The 17,284-nt window shown below is 56.0% G+C and carries 20 protein-coding genes and 2 pseudogenes; 9 read left to right on the top strand and 13 right to left on the bottom strand.

The window, feature by feature from the left end; genetic code table 11:
• Positions 1–11: 11 nt before the first annotated feature.
• Entirely contained in the window at positions 12–629 is a 618-nt protein-coding gene (locus AC1RRC_RS14840) for an FHA domain-containing protein (protein ID WP_493056255.1), read from the top strand.
• Positions 630–842: 213 nt separating this feature from the next.
• Positions 843–1,313, top strand: a complete 471-nt coding sequence (locus AC1RRC_RS14835) for a pilin (protein WP_493056254.1) — start codon at positions 843–845, stop codon at positions 1,311–1,313.
• Between the two features lie 65 nt (positions 1,314–1,378).
• Here the strand turns inward: AC1RRC_RS14835 and AC1RRC_RS14830 are convergent, their stop codons facing one another.
• From AC1RRC_RS14830 to AC1RRC_RS14820, 3 genes and pseudogenes are all read right to left on the bottom strand, one after another.
• A complete protein-coding gene (locus AC1RRC_RS14830) occupies positions 1,379–2,092 on the bottom strand; it encodes a flagellar brake protein (RefSeq protein ID WP_493056253.1) in 714 nt (237 codons plus the stop codon).
• 90 nt (positions 2,093–2,182) lie between these two features.
• A pseudogene (locus AC1RRC_RS14825) lies at positions 2,183–2,380 on the bottom strand (cyclic pyranopterin monophosphate synthase MoaC); the annotation flags it as partial.
• A gap of 555 nt (positions 2,381–2,935) precedes the next feature.
• Positions 2,936–3,619, bottom strand: a complete 684-nt coding sequence (locus AC1RRC_RS14820; RefSeq protein WP_493056252.1) for a recombinase family protein — start codon at positions 3,617–3,619, stop codon at positions 2,936–2,938.
• A 405-nt stretch (positions 3,620–4,024) separates the two neighbouring features.
• On the opposite strand from AC1RRC_RS14820, the gene AC1RRC_RS14815 reads away from it, so the two are divergent.
• Both AC1RRC_RS14815 and AC1RRC_RS14810 read left to right on the top strand, forming a co-directional pair.
• Positions 4,025–4,180, top strand: coding sequence for a hypothetical protein (locus AC1RRC_RS14815; RefSeq protein ID WP_493056251.1), 156 nt, complete (start codon positions 4,025–4,027; stop codon positions 4,178–4,180).
• A gap of 202 nt (positions 4,181–4,382) precedes the next feature.
• Positions 4,383–5,030: pseudogene (locus AC1RRC_RS14810) on the top strand (transposase); the annotation flags it as partial.
• Positions 5,031–5,291: 261 nt separating this feature from the next.
• Here the strand turns inward: AC1RRC_RS14810 and AC1RRC_RS14805 are convergent.
• On the bottom strand, positions 5,292–6,119 hold the full coding sequence (locus AC1RRC_RS14805; RefSeq protein ID WP_493056250.1) for an abortive infection family protein: 828 nt from the start codon (positions 6,117–6,119) through the stop codon (positions 5,292–5,294).
• Between the two features lie 163 nt (positions 6,120–6,282).
• Between AC1RRC_RS14805 and AC1RRC_RS14800 the strand changes: the two genes are divergently transcribed.
• Positions 6,283–6,828 (top strand): NYN domain-containing protein, encoded by a 546-nt coding sequence (locus tag AC1RRC_RS14800; RefSeq protein ID WP_493056249.1) that lies wholly within the window; start codon positions 6,283–6,285, stop codon positions 6,826–6,828.
• A 452-nt stretch (positions 6,829–7,280) separates the two neighbouring features.
• Here the strand turns inward: AC1RRC_RS14800 and AC1RRC_RS14795 are convergent, their stop codons facing one another.
• The 5 genes from AC1RRC_RS14795 to moaC form a co-directional block, all read right to left on the bottom strand.
• Positions 7,281–8,507, bottom strand: coding sequence for an XRE family transcriptional regulator (locus AC1RRC_RS14795; RefSeq protein WP_493056248.1), 1,227 nt, complete (start codon positions 8,505–8,507; stop codon positions 7,281–7,283).
• Entirely contained in the window at positions 8,491–9,153 is a 663-nt protein-coding gene (locus tag AC1RRC_RS14790) for a hypothetical protein (RefSeq protein ID WP_493056247.1), read from the bottom strand. The genes AC1RRC_RS14795 and AC1RRC_RS14790 overlap by 17 nt, the downstream gene beginning before the upstream one ends.
• A gap of 134 nt (positions 9,154–9,287) precedes the next feature.
• Entirely contained in the window at positions 9,288–9,980 is a 693-nt protein-coding gene (locus tag AC1RRC_RS14785) for a site-specific integrase (protein ID WP_493056246.1), read from the bottom strand.
• Positions 9,981–10,028: 48 nt separating this feature from the next.
• Positions 10,029–10,271 (bottom strand): hypothetical protein, encoded by a 243-nt coding sequence (locus AC1RRC_RS14780; RefSeq protein ID WP_493056245.1) that lies wholly within the window; start codon positions 10,269–10,271, stop codon positions 10,029–10,031.
• A 139-nt stretch (positions 10,272–10,410) separates the two neighbouring features.
• The gene (gene moaC / locus AC1RRC_RS14775; protein ID WP_493056244.1) at positions 10,411–10,914 is read right to left on the bottom strand and encodes a cyclic pyranopterin monophosphate synthase MoaC; all 504 of its coding nucleotides are present in this window, start codon (positions 10,912–10,914) and stop codon (positions 10,411–10,413) included.
• Positions 10,915–11,042: 128 nt separating this feature from the next.
• Between moaC and AC1RRC_RS14770 the strand changes: the two genes are divergently transcribed.
• On the top strand, positions 11,043–12,524 hold the full coding sequence (locus AC1RRC_RS14770; protein ID WP_493056243.1) for a M48 family metallopeptidase: 1,482 nt from the start codon (positions 11,043–11,045) through the stop codon (positions 12,522–12,524).
• A 2-nt stretch (positions 12,525–12,526) separates the two neighbouring features.
• Here AC1RRC_RS14770 and AC1RRC_RS14765 read toward each other — a convergent pair whose 3' ends face one another.
• Genes AC1RRC_RS14765 through AC1RRC_RS14750 form a run of 4 tightly spaced genes read right to left on the bottom strand, consistent with a single transcriptional unit; the run spans position 12,527 to position 14,730 of the window.
• Positions 12,527–13,090, bottom strand: coding sequence for a DUF2946 family protein (locus tag AC1RRC_RS14765; protein WP_493056242.1), 564 nt, complete (start codon positions 13,088–13,090; stop codon positions 12,527–12,529).
• 2 nt (positions 13,091–13,092) lie between these two features.
• On the bottom strand, positions 13,093–14,085 hold the full coding sequence (locus AC1RRC_RS14760) for a YheT family hydrolase (RefSeq protein ID WP_493056241.1): 993 nt from the start codon (positions 14,083–14,085) through the stop codon (positions 13,093–13,095).
• A gap of 4 nt (positions 14,086–14,089) precedes the next feature.
• Positions 14,090–14,515, bottom strand: a complete 426-nt coding sequence (locus tag AC1RRC_RS14755; protein ID WP_493056240.1) for a YybH family protein — start codon at positions 14,513–14,515, stop codon at positions 14,090–14,092.
• A gap of 23 nt (positions 14,516–14,538) precedes the next feature.
• On the bottom strand, positions 14,539–14,730 hold the full coding sequence (locus AC1RRC_RS14750) for a zinc-finger domain-containing protein (RefSeq protein ID WP_493056239.1): 192 nt from the start codon (positions 14,728–14,730) through the stop codon (positions 14,539–14,541).
• 176 nt (positions 14,731–14,906) lie between these two features.
• Here AC1RRC_RS14750 and AC1RRC_RS14745 point away from each other — a divergent pair, with 176 nt between their 5' ends.
• The 3 genes from AC1RRC_RS14745 to AC1RRC_RS14735 all read left to right on the top strand — a co-directional run bounded on the left by AC1RRC_RS14745 (position 14,907) and on the right by AC1RRC_RS14735 (position 17,259).
• Entirely contained in the window at positions 14,907–15,662 is a 756-nt protein-coding gene (locus AC1RRC_RS14745) for an AzlC family ABC transporter permease (protein WP_493056238.1), read from the top strand.
• A complete protein-coding gene (locus tag AC1RRC_RS14740) occupies positions 15,655–15,987 on the top strand; it encodes an AzlD domain-containing protein (protein WP_493056237.1) in 333 nt (110 codons plus the stop codon). The genes AC1RRC_RS14745 and AC1RRC_RS14740 overlap by 8 nt, the downstream gene beginning before the upstream one ends.
• Positions 15,988–16,050: 63 nt before the next feature.
• Positions 16,051–17,259 (top strand): phosphoglycerate kinase, encoded by a 1,209-nt coding sequence (locus tag AC1RRC_RS14735; RefSeq protein WP_493056236.1) that lies wholly within the window; start codon positions 16,051–16,053, stop codon positions 17,257–17,259.
• Positions 17,260–17,284 lie beyond the last annotated feature (25 nt).

The following is a 17,284-nucleotide window of genomic DNA, read 5'->3' as shown; positions in this document are numbered from 1 at the left end:
GGAGGCGCTGGTTGGGGAAGATCATCATTGCGCGCGACGGCGTGGTCGAACAGGAAATCGCGTTGAACAAGGAACGCATGACCATCGGCCGCCGCAGCCATAACGACATCGTGCTCAGCCATCCGGCCGTCAGCGGCGAACATGCCGTCATCACGACCATCCTCGATGATTCCTTCCTGGAAGACCTTCGCAGCACCAATGGCACGTTCGTCAACGGCCAGCGCATCGGCAAACATTTCCTGCAGCATGGCGACGCCATCAAACTGGCCAAGTACCAGATCGATTACCTGGCCGATGGCGTGCGCCCGCAAGCCGAAGCCGCCACGCCGTCGGACGCCACCGTGCCGCTGCCCCAGGTGGCCGTGACGGCGCCAGGACGGGTCGAAGTCATGAATGGCGCCAATGCCGGCAAGCAGTTGGCGCTCACCAAGCCCTTGACGACTCTGGGCCGTCCGGTGGTGCAAGTGGTGGTGATTTCCCGTGGCGTCGATGCATATTCCATTGCCCAGGTGGAGGGCGACGCGCCCACCCTGGTCAATGGCGCCGTGCTGGGCAAGCAGCCGGTGCGGCTGAAAAACGGCGACATTATCGATCTCAGCGGCACGCAAATGGCATTTCGACAAGATTGATCTGACAAAATCTGTCAGTTGCCAATTTTTGGCCATGCGAGCTGACAAATTTTGCCGGTTGACTGACAAAAAACGTCAATCCGGCTGCCTGGATTGACAGAAATTGTCGTAAATCATGACTTTCAATGGCGAAAACAGGCTGGCACGCGGTTTGCTCTTACTCAAACGTGGCACCAAACAACCTGTACCAATCACCGCCTGAGGAGAATCAAAATGAAATCCATTAAACAAATCAAGAAGCAAGCACAAGCCGGCTTCACCCTGATCGAACTGATGATTGTGGTTGCCATTATCGGTATCCTGGCGGCTGTGGCGATTCCAGCGTACAGTGATTACACGATAAAAGCCAAGATTGCTAATGCGCTGGGCGCCGTTACTCCGCTGAAAACTGCGGTTGGCCTGTGCGCCCAGGAAGCTGGAGGCGTGCTGACCGGTTGCAATACGACCGCCGCTGGCGCCGTGACCGTCGTTCCAGTCTTTACCGCGACCAAGGAAGTGGCATCGGCAACGGTTGCCGGTGGTACGATTACTGTGACGCTGGCAACCGGCATCGGCACCGGCGTTGATGGCTTGGTCATCACCATGGCCCCAACTGCTGCCGCCAACGGCACGGCAATCACCTGGAACAATACCACCACCGTGACGAATACCGCAGCTGCGGCGGCGATCACGAAAAACAACTAATCCATCTGGCTGATACCGCCCGGTTAGGGCGGCAAAAAAACCGGGCTGAGGCCCGGTTTTTGTTTTTAGACAATCTTTTGCCGGTCCGCGATCAACGCTTCATACGTCAGGTTTTGCAGCAAAGTGTAATGCGACGGATCGAGCCCCGAGAATTGCACGCCATAGGTATGCATGGACGGCCGCTCCGGCGTGGCGGGTTTGATGGCGTTGGAGTTGCGCACGTGCGCATAGGTATTGACCAGCACTTGCCGGTTATCCGGCGGCGCCAGCAACGTAAACGACAGTCCGACCTTGGCGTCACCTCCCGGCAGCGGCAATTCCGATTCGAGCAGCGCGCCCGAGACACTGAGATTGACCAGGAACACGTTGGCCTTGATGCCGCCCGCGCACGCGAGCTGGGCGGGAATGTCGACTTTGACGCGCATCGCCGTGCGCAGGCTGGTGCCCTGGATGCGTGCAGGGAAGGCGACATGCGCATACAGCAGTGGACGGTCGAAGACGCGCTGCACGACCGTGGAAAAAGCGCACACGTTGACGCCGGAAAAGACGCGGATCGTCAGCTTGTCGCCTTCGGCCAAGGCGACCGGGGCGCCATTTTCCAGTGGCGCCTTGACGATCATGTATTCATCCTTGATCCAGCCGATGACCGTGGAAAAGTGCTGGATCGGCTTCAGCGTGCGGTGCGTGATCAACTGGATCCGTCCACCCACCTGCAAATTCATTTGCTCGAACTCAACCTCTTGCGTCCGCGCTTCCGCCGCCGCTGTGCTGCTGGTCATGCCTGTCCTTTGCTGTAACCATGTTCGGGCGGCAATTATATACCGATGGTTGTAAATTTGGCATGATCGTGCGCGGACCGCGGCACGGTATTAACTGGTGGCGCTCCAGTCACCCGACTTGCCGCCATGCTTTTCCATGACCCGGATGTCGGACATCACCATGCCCCGGTCGACCGCCTTGCACATGTCGTAGATGGTCAGCAGTCCCACCTGAACGGACGTCAGCGCTTCCATCTCGACCCCGGTTTTGCCGTAGGTTTCCACTTGCGCGCGGCAGTGGACGGTGGCGTTGGGTTCGCAAATTTCTGGTTCTTGTCACCACTTAGTTACACAAAAATGGGACAGGATTTACCCGATCCTAGTGTCAGTTTACAGCTGGATGACGGCACGGGCTAGTTGTCCCATGCCGACAGATTTCTGTTTCGCGATCTTCGCTCATCAGTATTGCGAGTTTGGGTCAAGTGTTCTCAATTCTTAATGTTCTCCATGCCCCGGCATTTTTCCTTTATGGCAGGTGACCTGTGTTTCAAAATACCAGCCGTGACCAGCATGTGGCTGAATATGTTGCAGTCCACAGCGTTCAATGCTCAGGTTGGCAAAATATGAGCAAGCCCCAATGTCCATTTAAACCAGTTTGTAGGGCCTTAGAAAGGGTGCTGTGACCTCGCAAGATATCAACCACGGCAAGCACCAACCACAGGTCTAAACGCCTTCCAAATCAGACCAAGATGATGATGCTCTATGGCCTGGAAGCCACATCTAGCCTAGCTCTCCGCTGAATTTGGCGTACCAAATCGGCATTGAATTTCAGTGCCGAATAACGGCGAGAGAACGCCAGCCAAGTTACGCGTGTGATGCCTTGCCGCTATTCTGGTACAGCCGGGTAACTGTCGTCTGGTGCCACTGGCCACCGTTGAAGGTAGCGAAGCCTTCTTCGTTCAACAGGTCGGCTATGGCCTTCATGGTTTTGCCTTCGGCGCGCAGCGGGTCAATACGGGCAATGGCTTTGGCACGCCATGCTGCACCACGGGCCTTGTTCGTGTCGTAGCCCTTGGCCCGATGGGCTTCCAAGCTGGAGAGGTTGCCCAGCGTACGCCCTTCGGCCTTGATCCTGTCCAGTGCCGCCTTGGTACGCTCCGATATCAACCGGCGTTCCTTCACTGCCAGTGCTGCGTACAGGTGCAGGGTGAAGGCGTCGGTATCGGCACCGAGTTCCGACACGATGAACGGCACACCCTTGGACATCAAGCCGCTGATGAACGCTACGTCCCGGCTGAGACGGTCGAGCTTGGAGACGATCACCGGGCAGCGCAACTTGCGGGCCTTGGCCAGTGCTGCACGCAAGCCTTCGCGGTCTTCCACGCCCAACTTGCCACTGGCTATCTCCCGTACCACGTCCACCAGTTCGAACCCTTCCGCAGCAGCGAAACGTTTTACGGCTTCGTGTTGAGCTTCAAGGCCAAGGCCGGATTTTCCCTGCTCTTGATCGGACACACGCAGGTAGACGATGGCGGGCTTGATGGTCATTGAGCTGCGTTTTGAAGTGAATATGCAGTGATTGTATGGTCATTCAGTGTATGCATCTAGTATTTTCGTAGCCTCGCTGGCGAGGAAACTACGAACCTCAATCACGCTCAAGGCTTTCACTGAACGCTTGCGTGCAGCGGCAACGTACGGGAATCTGAACGTAAATTCGGCGAGGAGATTGTTGCAAAGTAGGTACATCGTTGCTGCGGAGAAAAAGCAGTCGGAAATTAGGTTTGCGTACCTAATCTGCGCACTTTTCTGTGTTTTGTCGGAGTCGTGACGTCAAACTAGCCCAACAGCCATAAGGCGAAAACCAAAACAGTAAACACACAGCGCATCGGGAATAAAAACCGATGGCTATTTTCAAACGTAGTTGTCTCAATTCACCGTCAAGGAGAACGCGCTATGTGCAAATCGAAGAAACCGAATGTCTCGCAGGAACCGAAGAAATCGATGCTGGAGAAGTTGAAGGAAGCGGAAACTTGGCTGCGTATCGCCAAGAACGTAATCGGCATCGTGATACTGGTTGCTCCGTTCATTCCGCACCAGTGGCCGATGTGATGAACTAGAACGGTAGCTTACTGGTGGTGGCGGTGGCATCGATGGTGTCACCGCCGAACTCCATGCGGTCGAATTTGATATCTTCCTCAAACCCTACAAGCCGTGGATCACGCCGAACGCCGTAGTATGTCGTGGAAGTGAAGCTCACGTGTGGGCCTCGCTAACGTGCGGCTAGCGCTAGGCCACCAGAGAATCAACGTACTCGGTGCTGACGCCGGGCGGGAAAATCCAGTTGGATGTCCCTCGCGACCGTCTTTCCAGTTTCGAGCCGAAACTGGTCGCCAAGCACCAGCGGCGCATGGAAGGCTTTGACGACCACGTCATCAGCATGTATGCCCGAGGCTTCCCCGAAGCCATCGAGGGGGGCTATCCGCAGGCGCAGATTCAAACGTGCATCGTCCATCTGATCCGTAACTCCTTGGTACTGACTTCGTGGAAGGATCGCAAGGAGCTGGCTGCCTCGCTCAAACCCATCTACCAGGCTGTCAACGCCGACGTGGCTGCCGCAGCCCTGGACGACTTTGCGGCTGGCCCATGGGGCACCAAATTCCCGACCGTGGCGGCCATGTGGAAGCGCCAGTGGGAGCAGGTGATCCCGTTCTTTGCCTACCCGCCGGAAGTGCGCACCGTCATTTACACGACCAACGCCATCGAAAGTCTGCACATGCAACTGCGTAAAATCGTCAAGAACCGGGGCCACTTCCCCAGCGACGATGCGGCCACCAAACTGCTCTTCCTGGCATTGCGCAATATTGAAAAAGATTGGAAGATGCCTGCACGAACTTGGAAGCAGGCAGTTAACCAGTTCGCCATCATGTATGGTGAGCGTTTCACCAACGCGATCAGCTAATTAAACTTTGGCCCCGCACACAAAATTCCTGACAGGTCCCGTACTCGTCAACGCAGGTCTGCGCTGTACGGGCCAGCATCGCCAGCTTTCCAAATCCACATAGCATCAAAGGATTCGCTCGGATGCCTTCTCCAAAAACACACTTCACAAAGTCTGCTAGAAAATCTAATTCATGAAACCCTTCAGAAACTAATTGGTCTTAATGAGAGAATTGAGTGCAACCTCTTCCAAGAATCGCGAAAGCGGTGGTGCATAGATTTCCTATTTAGGACGTCCTTCGTGTGCATGCAATAGCCATTCAACTATCCCGCCGATGAAATGTATTGCTAATCGTCCTTCTATATCGGTGATGTCTGGCAACCATGGTCTTCCATGCCCAGTCCCCAGTTTGTTTCTCATCGTATTAATTCCCAATGCCAGGGTAAACATACCACGTTCAGCTTTGCATTTTGGATGCTCACCCGGTTGAGGTGGATGGTGTGGCGTAGCTAGGCCCAAGGCAACGAAAGCCATACCAAGCAAAGTTTCGAAATTTGCGCTCTCTGGTGATTGACCATTCCGCTCAACAAGAATGTGTTTTGCCGCCGCTTCCAAAAGGTCTTTACTAGTACCAGTCAGTAAAGCAGCATCGTCAGCACCTCGTTTTGCTCTTTGGACATACGCTTTCAAAGCATTGGTCAGAGCTACACCTGAGAGATTATCAAGAACAGTAGAGCTAAGTTCTCCATCCAAACTCAGGACATAACCTTCATTCTTAAAAGTAGCAATTGCATCTTGAATCGGATTGGCACCTACGTAGTTTGGTGAACTGCTCCGAAACCCGCCACAAGATCGAAGCTTGGCTATCAGCTTCGCAACGAGTGCTTCACCTGCCGAAATGTCGTTCTCTAACGCCCAAGTCAACACTCCACGGACCCGCTTTGCCTTACCAACTAGTTGCCCCTGCGTACGGGGATCAACTTGCAGTAAATTCGCTTGCTTGAAAAGAAATTCAAGGTCGGAATGACTTGGCTCTCTCGTTTCACTTTGCGCATCGTCTACAAGGCGAGCTACAGCGAAGAGAATTGCATCAGATAACGGTGCCGACATGGCCTCACTCTGGAAGAAGGTGGAATAGGAAATTATGCCATAAGATTACCAATAGTCAGCATTTATGCAGAAGTTGTTGCGCTGATGCTTCGAATCTTGCGAAGCGGCATCACGTCTTGCATCACCTGCTATTATGTGAAAACAACTTTTCAAGGAGATGGTGATGGCGGATTTCATTTACGTAGACAATTCGAATCTTTACATTGAAGGGCGAAGAGCAAGTGCTGTATCGCAGAGATTGGCATCGGATATTAATGAAGCAATGCGCGATGGAATATTCGATCATGCTTACACCATCAGCTTTGGAAAGCTTTACCAATTTCTTTGTGGAAGCGATAATAAATCAATAAAAAGAGCTGCACTATATGGATCGCGTCCCCCACCCAATGATGGAATCTGGAAGATTGCAGAGAAGGCTGGTTTTGAACTTCACTTGGAAGATCGGAATGTAAAGAATAAGGAAAAGAAAATCGATACCGGAATAGCGACCTTGTTGACAAAGGACGCGTACAAGACCGGAAAACCGAAAGAGGATCTGTTCACATTGGTTGCAGGTGATGCGGACTATGTTCCGGTGATAAATGAATTAAAAAAGGATGGTTACATAGTTGAAGTTGTTTTCTGGGATCACGCAGCGAGAGAGTTGAAGGAGGCGGCCTCAAAGTTCATTGGCCTGAATGATTACCTAGAAAATCTTCGGCTTGACTAAGTACCTAGTATTTGGGATAACCACTCGAAAGAAGTTGTATTCTCATCCAGATGCGGCTTTCCAGTTGATTGCCCGTCAAAGTTCCAGCAAGTAACGTAAGTGAGTATTCCATTCGGTCGCATTGACGAACTTGATCAAGAGGACGACTTTCTGGCGTCGAGCTGTTTCCGCTCTGGCACGTCTAGTCGCCTTGAAGCTGTGCTGTTCCGCAGCCACGTAGTCAAGTCGAACACCGGCTTTACTTAACCGCTGTGCTTCAGGAGCGAAGGCGTGAAAGCTGTCGGTGTCGTGTGTCACCAACTCGTACTTACGGATCAGTTTCAGCGTTGCTTCATCTGGTGTGGCGGTGAAGAAGATGCAAAAGTTCTAAGGGGTTGTTATTGCGACGGAAGTGGCCAAAAAAAACGGCCATTCTAGATAGCCGTTTGTTTATCCAAGAGATAGCTGACAAGTCAAAAATTACTAACTTGTCTTTTTTTAAAGTTGAGGAAGGATAGAACTGCCCCAGGCTTTCTCTCGACCTTACTGCTAGTCGCTCCAGCATTCCGAGGTCGAAGAGTTGCAAGCTCAACCACTTCAGGTGGGGCATCGAAATAATGATCGCGGAGGCCGCAGATCTTCTCCACATCACGGGGAGAGAAGCCGAGATGACGTGGAATACCTTCCGTTGGCAATATGCCTTCGCTAATCAGTAGTTCAATAGTTCGACGAAGTAAGCGAGGTGTTTCGGGTACCCATTTCTCATCACCAGGCTCTGACTTAGAGCCCCAGCGAGCTGATCGACGCTTGAACAGCGCTAGCTTTTCTTCGTCGCGTAGGAGGCCAAGCGCATGAAGGCGCATCATCATTGCAGCAACAGAGGCTCCCCAGCGCTGTTTTAGGATCAGAAGATTGTCAAGATTTGCTGGTACACGAACTTCACGAGCAAAAGTCTCAGCCGGGAGCAGAAGTGCTCCAGCAAACCGATGGGCTTGTTTCTCCATTTGGTTATATCGGTCCAGTTCGTCGGACCTAGGTATATGCTTGTGCAGAATGAGATGGCCTATTTCATGAGCCAAGTCAAAACGACTACGGAACCCATTTGCTTTATCGGATGAAAGGAGCACTATGGGGCGGCCCAAGATGGCGCTCCAGCTTGATAACCCCTCAATAGCTGAAATTTCTGTTTCCTCTCGGATAATGAGAATCCCGGCACTTTCTGCGGCAAGTGCAAGATTTTGGATAGGACCACGACCAAGTTGCCATAAACTCCGGCATTCTTCAGCAGCAGCTTCGATGTCGCTACTGCTAATTTGCTCTGGGTCTTTGAAATTTCTTTCTGGAATTCTTAGTTCCGGATAATCAACATAGTCGCTAAGAAGGAGAGCAATTTCCTGCCCCCATCCTGTACGCGCTTCTAGTTTACTACGAGCAGTTTTAAGTGCTGAGGCATTGCTTCGAAAGAGTGGTTTAGAAATAGGCTGCAAAATAGGGCGTGTTAGCCACTCAGGTTGAACATTCAGTTCAAAAGCAAGTCGATCAAAAGTAGCTGCTTCTGGAGCTTGGCCACCTTTACACCATTTTGTAATGGTTGAGGCAGCCACGCCGACTAGGCTTGCTAGTTGGCCTTTAGTGAGGCCTCGTGCAGCAAGTGCTTGTTCGAGGCGCTCTGGTTGAAGGTCTTTAATTCCTTTGGTCATTGCCAGTTTGTTTCTTCGGCTTGAGTTTAGGCTTGGCGTCGTCAGCCTGGACAGTAATGTCGAGTTGATCGTACAAATTCAAAAAGTCCGGAATTGGACTCACATATAGGAATGATTGCATATCAGGAGCAGGTAGCGCCAGCATTACTTGCGTCAACTTTGACATGCCATTTTCATCCTGCCCATCTAGTACGCCAATGATGAAAATCGTTCCGCCAACCGGAGATGATGCTTCATCGAAAATGTCTGGCTGTACATACATTCGGGCAATATCAATATTGATTTGAGACAACTGTTGCCGAGTCGCACTGCGCTTGAATCCACTCGACCATTTATGGCCTGGAACGTTTACTCGGGCAATTTTGAAGATGCCAAGTTGCCCAATCACAACTTGCGTGCCGCGCAGTGCAGTCGGATTTGCACCATGAACCAACAGCGCCTCGTAAAATGCTTCATTCGTGAAGAAATGTCGGTTCTGGCCTACTGCGGATGGGCGATGACCTTTTGCAAACGTTGTCGCTTGCATACGCCCTTTTTCGTCTCCGTTGTAACAAGCATCCTCAAAAGCCATGAGTGCGTCACGCGGGATGTGCTGCATGATGAGTTTTTCTAAGTCTTTGATACCAGCGGCAGATACGGATGACATACACTTCCTCATGGATATGTTGCGGGTTACGGGAATTTTATCAAAAAAACTTTCGTGTTGAGTGCTTTTCTATGTTTTTTCTTTTCGTAAAATTCCCCAATGGAAATTTACTTGAATGCGAAGGGCTTGCCTGGTTACCCTAACTTCTGAGCTGAGGCTTCAGCTTTCGGATGGTAATAGCGCTTCAGCATTTGGATAGTCTGGTGTCCAGTTACCGACGCCAGTTCAATTACATTCGGCAGCTTCTCAGCAAGTTTGCTGGTCGCGGTGTGCCGGAGGTCATGAAAGTGCAAGTCCACGATGCCTGCACGCTCACAAGCAGCGACAAAGCAGTTGTTCACCACCATGTACGAAAGCGGAAAAACCATGCCGCTGTCATGCCGAGGAAGGGCATCAAGAATCGATACGGCTTTCTTCGATAGCGGAACAACGCGAGACGTACCGTTCTTCGTTATAGGCAGATACGCAGTCTGCGCGCTCAAGTTGACGTGTTCCCACTGTAGCGCGAGCAATTCACCTCGCCGCATAGCTGTTTCCAGCGCCAGCGACACTAATGGCACCATCCATGGGCTGCGCCTCCGTATCGGCCTCAATTCATGCAGCAGGGCAGCTTCCTCGTCGGCAGCAAGGAGCCTGCTACGGCCTTGAGGTGTAGTTGGTTTGCGAACCAGTGCGCAGGGGTTTGGTGTGGGTAGACCCCATTCCCGGCGTGCGTGAGAAATGACGCTGGACAGAATGCTGAGGTCACGAATGATCGTGCCTGCGGATATGGACTTCAGGTGCTCATCGCGGAAGCTGGCAACCACGGACGGCGTGATTTTGTCCATGCTATAGGCAGCAATCTTGTGCCTTAGCAGGAAGTGAATGGTGTAGTGCTACCGCTCCATGCTGCGTTTGGTGGGACTAACTTCATCCCGGTAGCGCTTGAGCAGGTCGGATAAGAGAATGTCCTTTGCTGAACGTGCCGATTCATGGGCGCCTTTATCCATTGCGGATTCAAGGCTCCTTGCCCATGTCTGTGCTTCGGTCTTTGTGGCGAAAGACTTTACTTCGTCGGGGTAGCCTTTGCGGCGTACGCGTGCCTGCCACGAGCCTGCACGTTGTCTGATCGATGCCATTACGTTTTCCTATTGGGACAAACGTGGGACAAGAATCAGAAAATCAGCGGAACTAACGATCTACTGTCTATGTTGGCGCCGGGTGCTTACAGCAGCAATGGCAGGAACGGAAGTGAGTTGAACAAGTCAAATCAATAACTTAACTGGTCACACTCCAGTCACCCGACTTGCCGCCATGCTTTTCCATGACCCGGATGTCGGACATCACCATGCCCCGGTCGACCGCCTTGCACATGTCGTAGATCGTCAATAACCCCACCTGCACGGCCGTCAGCGCTTCCATTTCCACCCCGGTCTTGCCGTAGGTTTCCACTTGCGCGCGGCAGTGAACGGTGGCGGCGGGTTCATCGACGTCGAATTCCACCGCGACTTTGGTCAGCGCCAGTGGATGGCACAAGGGGATCAAATCGCTGGTGCGCTTGGACGCCATGATGGCGGCAATGCGGGCAATGCCCAGCACGTCGCCTTTCTTGGCCGAGCCCGATACGATGATGGCCAGGGTTTCCGGCTTCATTTTGATCTTGCCGCTGGCCACCGCGATGCGGTGGGTTTCCTGCTTGCCGCCGACATCGACCATATGCGCCTGTCCTGCGGCGTCAAAGTGGGTCAGGCCTGCGTTCTCGTCATTGCTGGTGTTGTTCATGTATAGTTGGATTCTTAGCTGGTGTTGATAGGTATCATAGCATCGTGACTCTCCAACGTTTTTCATCGCGCCTGATAATCCCCCTCGCGATTTCCTTACTGTTCGCAGCGCCGCAAGGCGGCGCGCAAATGACGCCGTCCAAGCCGATCAATTTGCCCAGCCTGGGGGATACGGAACGGCAGGAATTGTCGCCCCTGATGGAGCGCAAGCTGGGCGAGCAAATCATGTACGAGATCCGCAGCAACAAGGATTATCTCGACGACGCCCCGATCCTCGAATACTTGAACGAGTTGGGCAACAAGCTGGTGGCGGCCCATCCGGGCGCCCGGGGCGAGGCCAGCTTTGACTATGGCTTCTTTGCCGTGCGCGACAACCAGCTCAATGCGTTCGCGTTGCCCGGCGGTTTTATCGGCGTGCATTCCGCGCTGCTGCTGGCGGCGCAAAACGAATCGGAACTGGCGTCCGTGCTGGGACATGAAATCGGCCACGTGGCGCAGCGCCATATTGCGCGCCAGTTGGGCCAGCAAAAGACCGATGCGCTGATTCCGCTGGCCGCGATGATCCTGGCCGCACTGGCCATGAAATCGAGTCCGGACGTGGCGATGGGCGTGATGATGGGCGGGCAGGGCCTGGCCATCCAGCGCCAGTTGAATTTCGGGCGCGATGCGGAGCGGGAAGCTGACCGCGTGGGGTTCCAGATCATGGGCGAGGCGGGTTATGACACCAGCGGCATGGTGGGATTTTTCCAGCGCATGCAAACGGCCAGCCGCAATTACAGCGATAACGTTCCCGCTTACCTGTTGACGCACCCGTTGACCACCGAGCGGATTGCCGATATCCAGGCCCGTATCCGTGAGCAGCCCTACCGCCAGCGCGCCGACAGCCTGTCGTTCCATTTGATCCGCGCCCGCGCCCGCGTGCTGCAGGATGAAAGTACGCAGGGCCTGGCGGAATCGATTCGCACCTTCCAGGATTTGCTGTTGCAGGATAACCGCCAGCAAAAAACCGCGGGCCAGTATGGCCTGGCGTTTGCCATGTTAAAGAAAGGCGACTTTGCCGCCGCACAGGGTTGGCTCGACAAGGCGCGTGCGACCGTCGGTGCGCCGCCACCGCCGGGGGCGTTCGGCGTGGCGCGGCAAGATGCGGCGCCGACAGTCTTTATCAACCTGGCGCTGGACATCAAGCTGGCGCAGGAAAGCAATGCGCCCGTGATCGCCGCTGCGCTGGCCGAGGCGGAAAGCGCGCATTTGAAATACCCGCTGTCGCGCGGCATCGTGCACCAGTATGCGAAAGCAATGATCGTGTCCGGCAAGCTGGAGGAAGCGGCGCGCTTCCTGCGCGACCAGGTGCAACAATACCGCGAAGAGCCGGAAGGATTTGATTTATTGGCGGAAGCGTATGCCAAGCAGGGCAAGATTGCTTTGCAGCATATGGCGCTGGCGGAATCGTACATGCTGCAAGGCGGCATGCTGGCGGCGATCGACCAGCTGGGGCTGGCGCGCAAGTCGGCCGACGCGTCGTTTTATGACCAGTCGCAGATCGATGCGCGCGAGCGGGAATTCAAGCAGCGCCGCAAGGAGGCGATGGGGGACAAGTACAAGGAGCCGTGACTTTACGGGGCCGGCGTCCGTTGGAATTGGAATGTTGCCGCCATGTCCGCCGTGTCCAACCGCTGCACTGGCACCGGACCCAGTTTCAGCGCGATGTCTCCACCGTCCATCCATGCGCTCAGCGCCTCGTCGCCTGGCGGGACAAATTGCGCCATGGCCTGCGCCATGTCGCGGTCATCGAGTTGCGCCACGATCGCGCCGCTGCGCAATACCAGGTGGCCCTCATCCGTCAGCCACGCGGCATCGATTGCCCCCAGCGGCGCGCCCGTATGTAGCACATAGCCGTGGACCGGGTCGGTGCGGCATACAAATGGTGCGGCTTCCAGGTTCACATACACGCGCTGCGGCCCATTCTGGAAATACCAGCAGCCCCGTTCGTCGCGGTCGTAATTGCGGACAATAAACCCCACCAGCGCGGGATGGGTCAGTTTGTCGCCCGGCAAATTGAAATGCTGGGCGCGCTCGTCGCGCATGCGCCAGTTGCCCCTCGCATCGAGGCCCAGCCAGCCATAGCAGTGCGGCACGTTCGGCCATTTCGCCAGCGCCTGTTTGACGATCTCGTCCATGGTTACGCCTCGCAGGATTGCACGGCCGCGCCAGCGGTGCTGGTGGCGGGGTTTTCAAGGAATTGCAGCAAGCGCTGCGGCAGCCAAGCCAGGCTGCCCGGCACGCCGCCGGCTGCAAATCCCACGTGGCCACCCTGTTCAGGATAGTCCAATGTGACACACGGCGCCGCCTCGCGCGGCAAGTGAATGCCGGGCAGGAAGGGATCGTTCAGCGCATTCAGCACCAGGGTCGGCACGGTGATGTCCGTCAGCACATGTCTGGCGCTGGCGCGGTGCCAGTAATCATCGGTATCGCGGTAACCGTGCAGCGGCGCCGTCACCACGTTATCGAAGGCATATAAATCGTTGGCCGCCTGCAGCGCCGCCAGGTCATACAAGCCGGGGAATTGCTTCAGCTTGGCGATGCATTTGGGTTTCAGCGTCTTCAAAAACATGCGGGTGTAGACGCGGTTGAAACCACGCGACAGGGCATCGCCGCCGCGCGCCAGGTCGAGCGGGGCGGACACGGCCGCGGCCGCATCGACAAAGCCGGCCTGGGATTGCGATTCGCCCAGCCAGCGCAACAGGGCATTGCCGCCCAGCGACACGCCGGTGGCATAAAAGCGGCTGCATGGGACGGCCCGCGCCTGCGTATGCAAACGGCGCACGATCCAGTCGACTTCGCCGGCGTCGCCGGAATGGTAAAAGCGGGGCGCAAGGTTGGGCTCGCCCGAGCAGCCGCGGAAATGCGGCACCGCGCCGGACCAGCGCCGCGCTTTCAATTCCGCCATCATGGCGCGCGCATAGTGGCTGTTGGACGAACCTTCCAGGCCATGGAACAGCACGACAAACGGTTTATCGGCATCGCCATCGACGAAATCCACATCAATGAAATCGCCGTCCGGCGTGGGCCAGCGCTCGCGCCGGAACGGGACGTCCGGTTTGCGGATGCACGTGGCCGGATAAATCGTTTGCAGGTGGCCGCTGGGCAGCCAGAAGGGGGCGGTGTACTTCATCAGGTCAATGCAGTATTTGCGCCGGATTTTCAATCGGCACGGGACCGGGCGCGACCGATACGTGGTGCAGCACAATGCGCCAGCCTTTCGGCGTCTTGATATAGACATTGCTGGCGATGAGGTGCGCCGCTTCGCCGCTGGCGGCGGTGACGCCTTCCACCACGGAGTGGATCGAGCACATCAGGTTATGGGTTTCATGCAGCACGGACGGCATGATGTGCAAACCCCCATGCTCGAGGATGATCGACCAGGATTCGCGGATCGCGCGGTGGCCCACGAGGCGCGGGCCGCCCGGATGGATGCAGGCGATTTCATCGTCATCGGCCCACAGCGCCATCAAGGCATCGACATCGGCCCGGTTCAGCGCATCGTAAAAAGCAGCTTCGACTTCAGCGGCGCTGCCGTTCAACTGCTTTCTTTTGGTGGGCATGGTGCGCTCCGGGCATTCACAAATTAATGGTGAGAAACCACCGTGCCCGGCTTCAGGCGGTAGGCGGTGCCGCAGTACGGGCACTTGGCCTGGCCGTCGTGGAAGTCGAGGAAGACGCGCGGGTGCGACGACCACAGTGGCATCGCTGGGTTCGGGCAGTGTGCCGGCAAATCCTTGCCTTCGAGTTCGACTGCTGGGGTGGTGGCATTGCTCATCTTGGCTATCTCCGGATGCGGTAACTGATAAAGCACAGATTTTAACGGATTCGGGCGGCCAGCAAAAATCATCGGTAGAATAGCGGCTGATTCCAGCACTAGCCTGCGGCGATACATTCCATAATTGCAACTTGGTTGATAACTAATTGCAAATCGTGCATGGCCAATCTTTTGACATGACCGAACCTCACCGCGCGCCGCCGCCGCATCCCTCCGACATTGATTCCCACGACGAAGCCGCCTGGCGCGATGGCTTGAAGGATGGCATGCCGACCCTGTTCGGCATCGGCGCCTGGGGCCTGGTGGTGGGCGTGGCGATGGTCAAGAGTGGCCTGACCATCGCGCAGGCGCTGGGCATGACCTTCCTGGCGTTCGCCGGTTCCGCACAATTGGCGGCGTTGCCGCTGATCGCCGCCGGCGCGCCGGTCTGGGTGGTGTTTTGCACGGCGATCGCCGTCAACCTGCGCTTTGTGATCTTTTCCGTCTTGCTGGCGCCGCATTTCCAGCACTTGCCATTACGCAAACGTTTCCTGTTGGGCTATGCGTCCGGCGACATGACCTCGGCCCTGTTCCTGCAGCGTTATCCATCGGAGCAGCCGCAGCGCGGCAAGCTGTCGTATTTAACCGGCTTAATGTATCCCAACTGGGCAGCGTGGCAAATCGGTTCGATTGCCGGCATTTTTGCCGGCAGCGCCGTGCCGGCCGAATGGGGCCTGGGCTTTGCCGGCACCTTGGCCATCATGTGCATCCTGGTGCCGCTGATCGCCAACCGGCCGGCGCTGGTGGGGGTATTGGTGGCGGGCGGTGTGGCGGTTTGGGGCCATGCGCTGCCTTATAAACTGGGCTTGCTGGCGGCGGTGCTGGTGGGCATGGTGTCGGCCATGGCGGCCGAGGAATTGACCGATAAACTCAAGGGGATGCGCCGTGGCTGACTGGGAAATCTGGCTGACCATCGTGGCGCTGGCCGTGGCCACGGCCGCGACCCGCGCGTCGTTCTGGGTGGTGGGCCACCATATCAATATCCCAAAGCGCGTGCATGAAGTGCTGCGTTACGCCCCGGCCTGCGCGCTGGCGGCCATTGTCGCGCCGGATTTATTGCTCGGCCCGGCAGGGCAGGTGCACTTCGACTACAGCAACCCGAAACTGGTGTCGGCGCTGGTTTCTGTTGTATTTTATTTACTACGGCGCAACATGCTGGAAACCATAATTTTCGGCATGGCCTTCTTCACGGCACTCAGGCTGTTGCACGTTTTTTAAACGAATCCGGTGCTGCATTGCGGTAGAATAGCGGCTTTCCAACACTTTGCCCCTAGCCTAGCCATGCAAGCTGTCCTGAATTTCACCCGCCTGCAAGACCTGCTCCCACAACTGCAAGGAAAACGCGTTTTCATCCGCGCCGACCTCAACGTTCCGCAAGATGACGCCGGCAACATCACCGAAGACACCCGTGTTCGCGCTTCCGTGCCGGCCATCCGCGCCGCCCTGGATGCCGGCGCCAAAGTCATGGTGACGTCGCACCTGGGCCGTCCGACCGAAGGTGAATTCAAGGCCGAAGACAGCCTGGCGCCCGTCGCGCAGCGCCTGTCCGAGCTGCTGGGCCAGCCGGTGGAACTGAAGCAGAACTGGGTCGATGGCGCTGGCCTGGACAACCTGCAAAACGGCCAGGTGGTCTTGCTGGAAAACGTCCGCGTCAACAAGGGCGAAAAGAAAAATTCGGATGAACTGGCCCAGAAAATGGCCCAGCTGTGCGACGTGTACGTCAACGACGCGTTCGGCACCGCGCACCGCGCGGAAGCCTCGACCCACGGTATCGCCAAGTTCGCGCCGATCGCCGCGGCCGGTCCGCTGCTGGCGGCCGAACTCGACGCGCTGGGCAAGGCGCTGGGCGCCCCGGCCCGTCCATTGCTGGCCATCGTGGCCGGCTCCAAAGTATCGTCCAAGCTGTCGATCCTGAAAGCCCTGTCGGAAAAAGTCGACGGCCTGATCGTCGGCGGCGGCATTGCCAACACCTTCATGAAGGCGTCCGGCCTGAACATCGGCAAGTCGCTGGTGGAAAACGATTTGCTGGACGAAGCCAAGGCCATCATCGAAATCATGGCCAAGCGCGGCGCCGAAGTGCCGATTCCCGTGGATGTCGTCTGCGCCAAGGAATTCGCGCCGACCGCCGTGGCCACCGTGAAAGCCGTGGCAGATGTGGCCGACGACGACATGATCCTCGATATCGGCCCGCAAACGGCGAAACTGCTGGCGGAGAAAATCGCCGCAGCCGGCACCGTGGTGTGGAATGGCCCGGTCGGCGTGTTTGAATTCGACCAGTTCGGCGAGGGCACCAAGACCCTGGCGCTGGCGATCGCCGATTCCAAAGCATATTCGATCGCCGGGGGCGGTGATACGCTGGCAGCGATTGCAAAATATGACATTGCCGATAAAATTGGTTATATCTCTACCGGTGGCGGCGCTTTCCTGGAGTTCCTGGAAGGCAAGATTCTGCCAGCCGTGGAAATCCTGACCCAGCGTCACAGCAAGTAAGAAGCAGCAAGCAGCAGTAATTCCG

The sequence above is a fragment of the Pseudoduganella sp. GW821-FHT12E03 genome (assembly GCF_058807115.1).
This window is presented reverse-complemented; position numbering and strand designations above follow the sequence as displayed.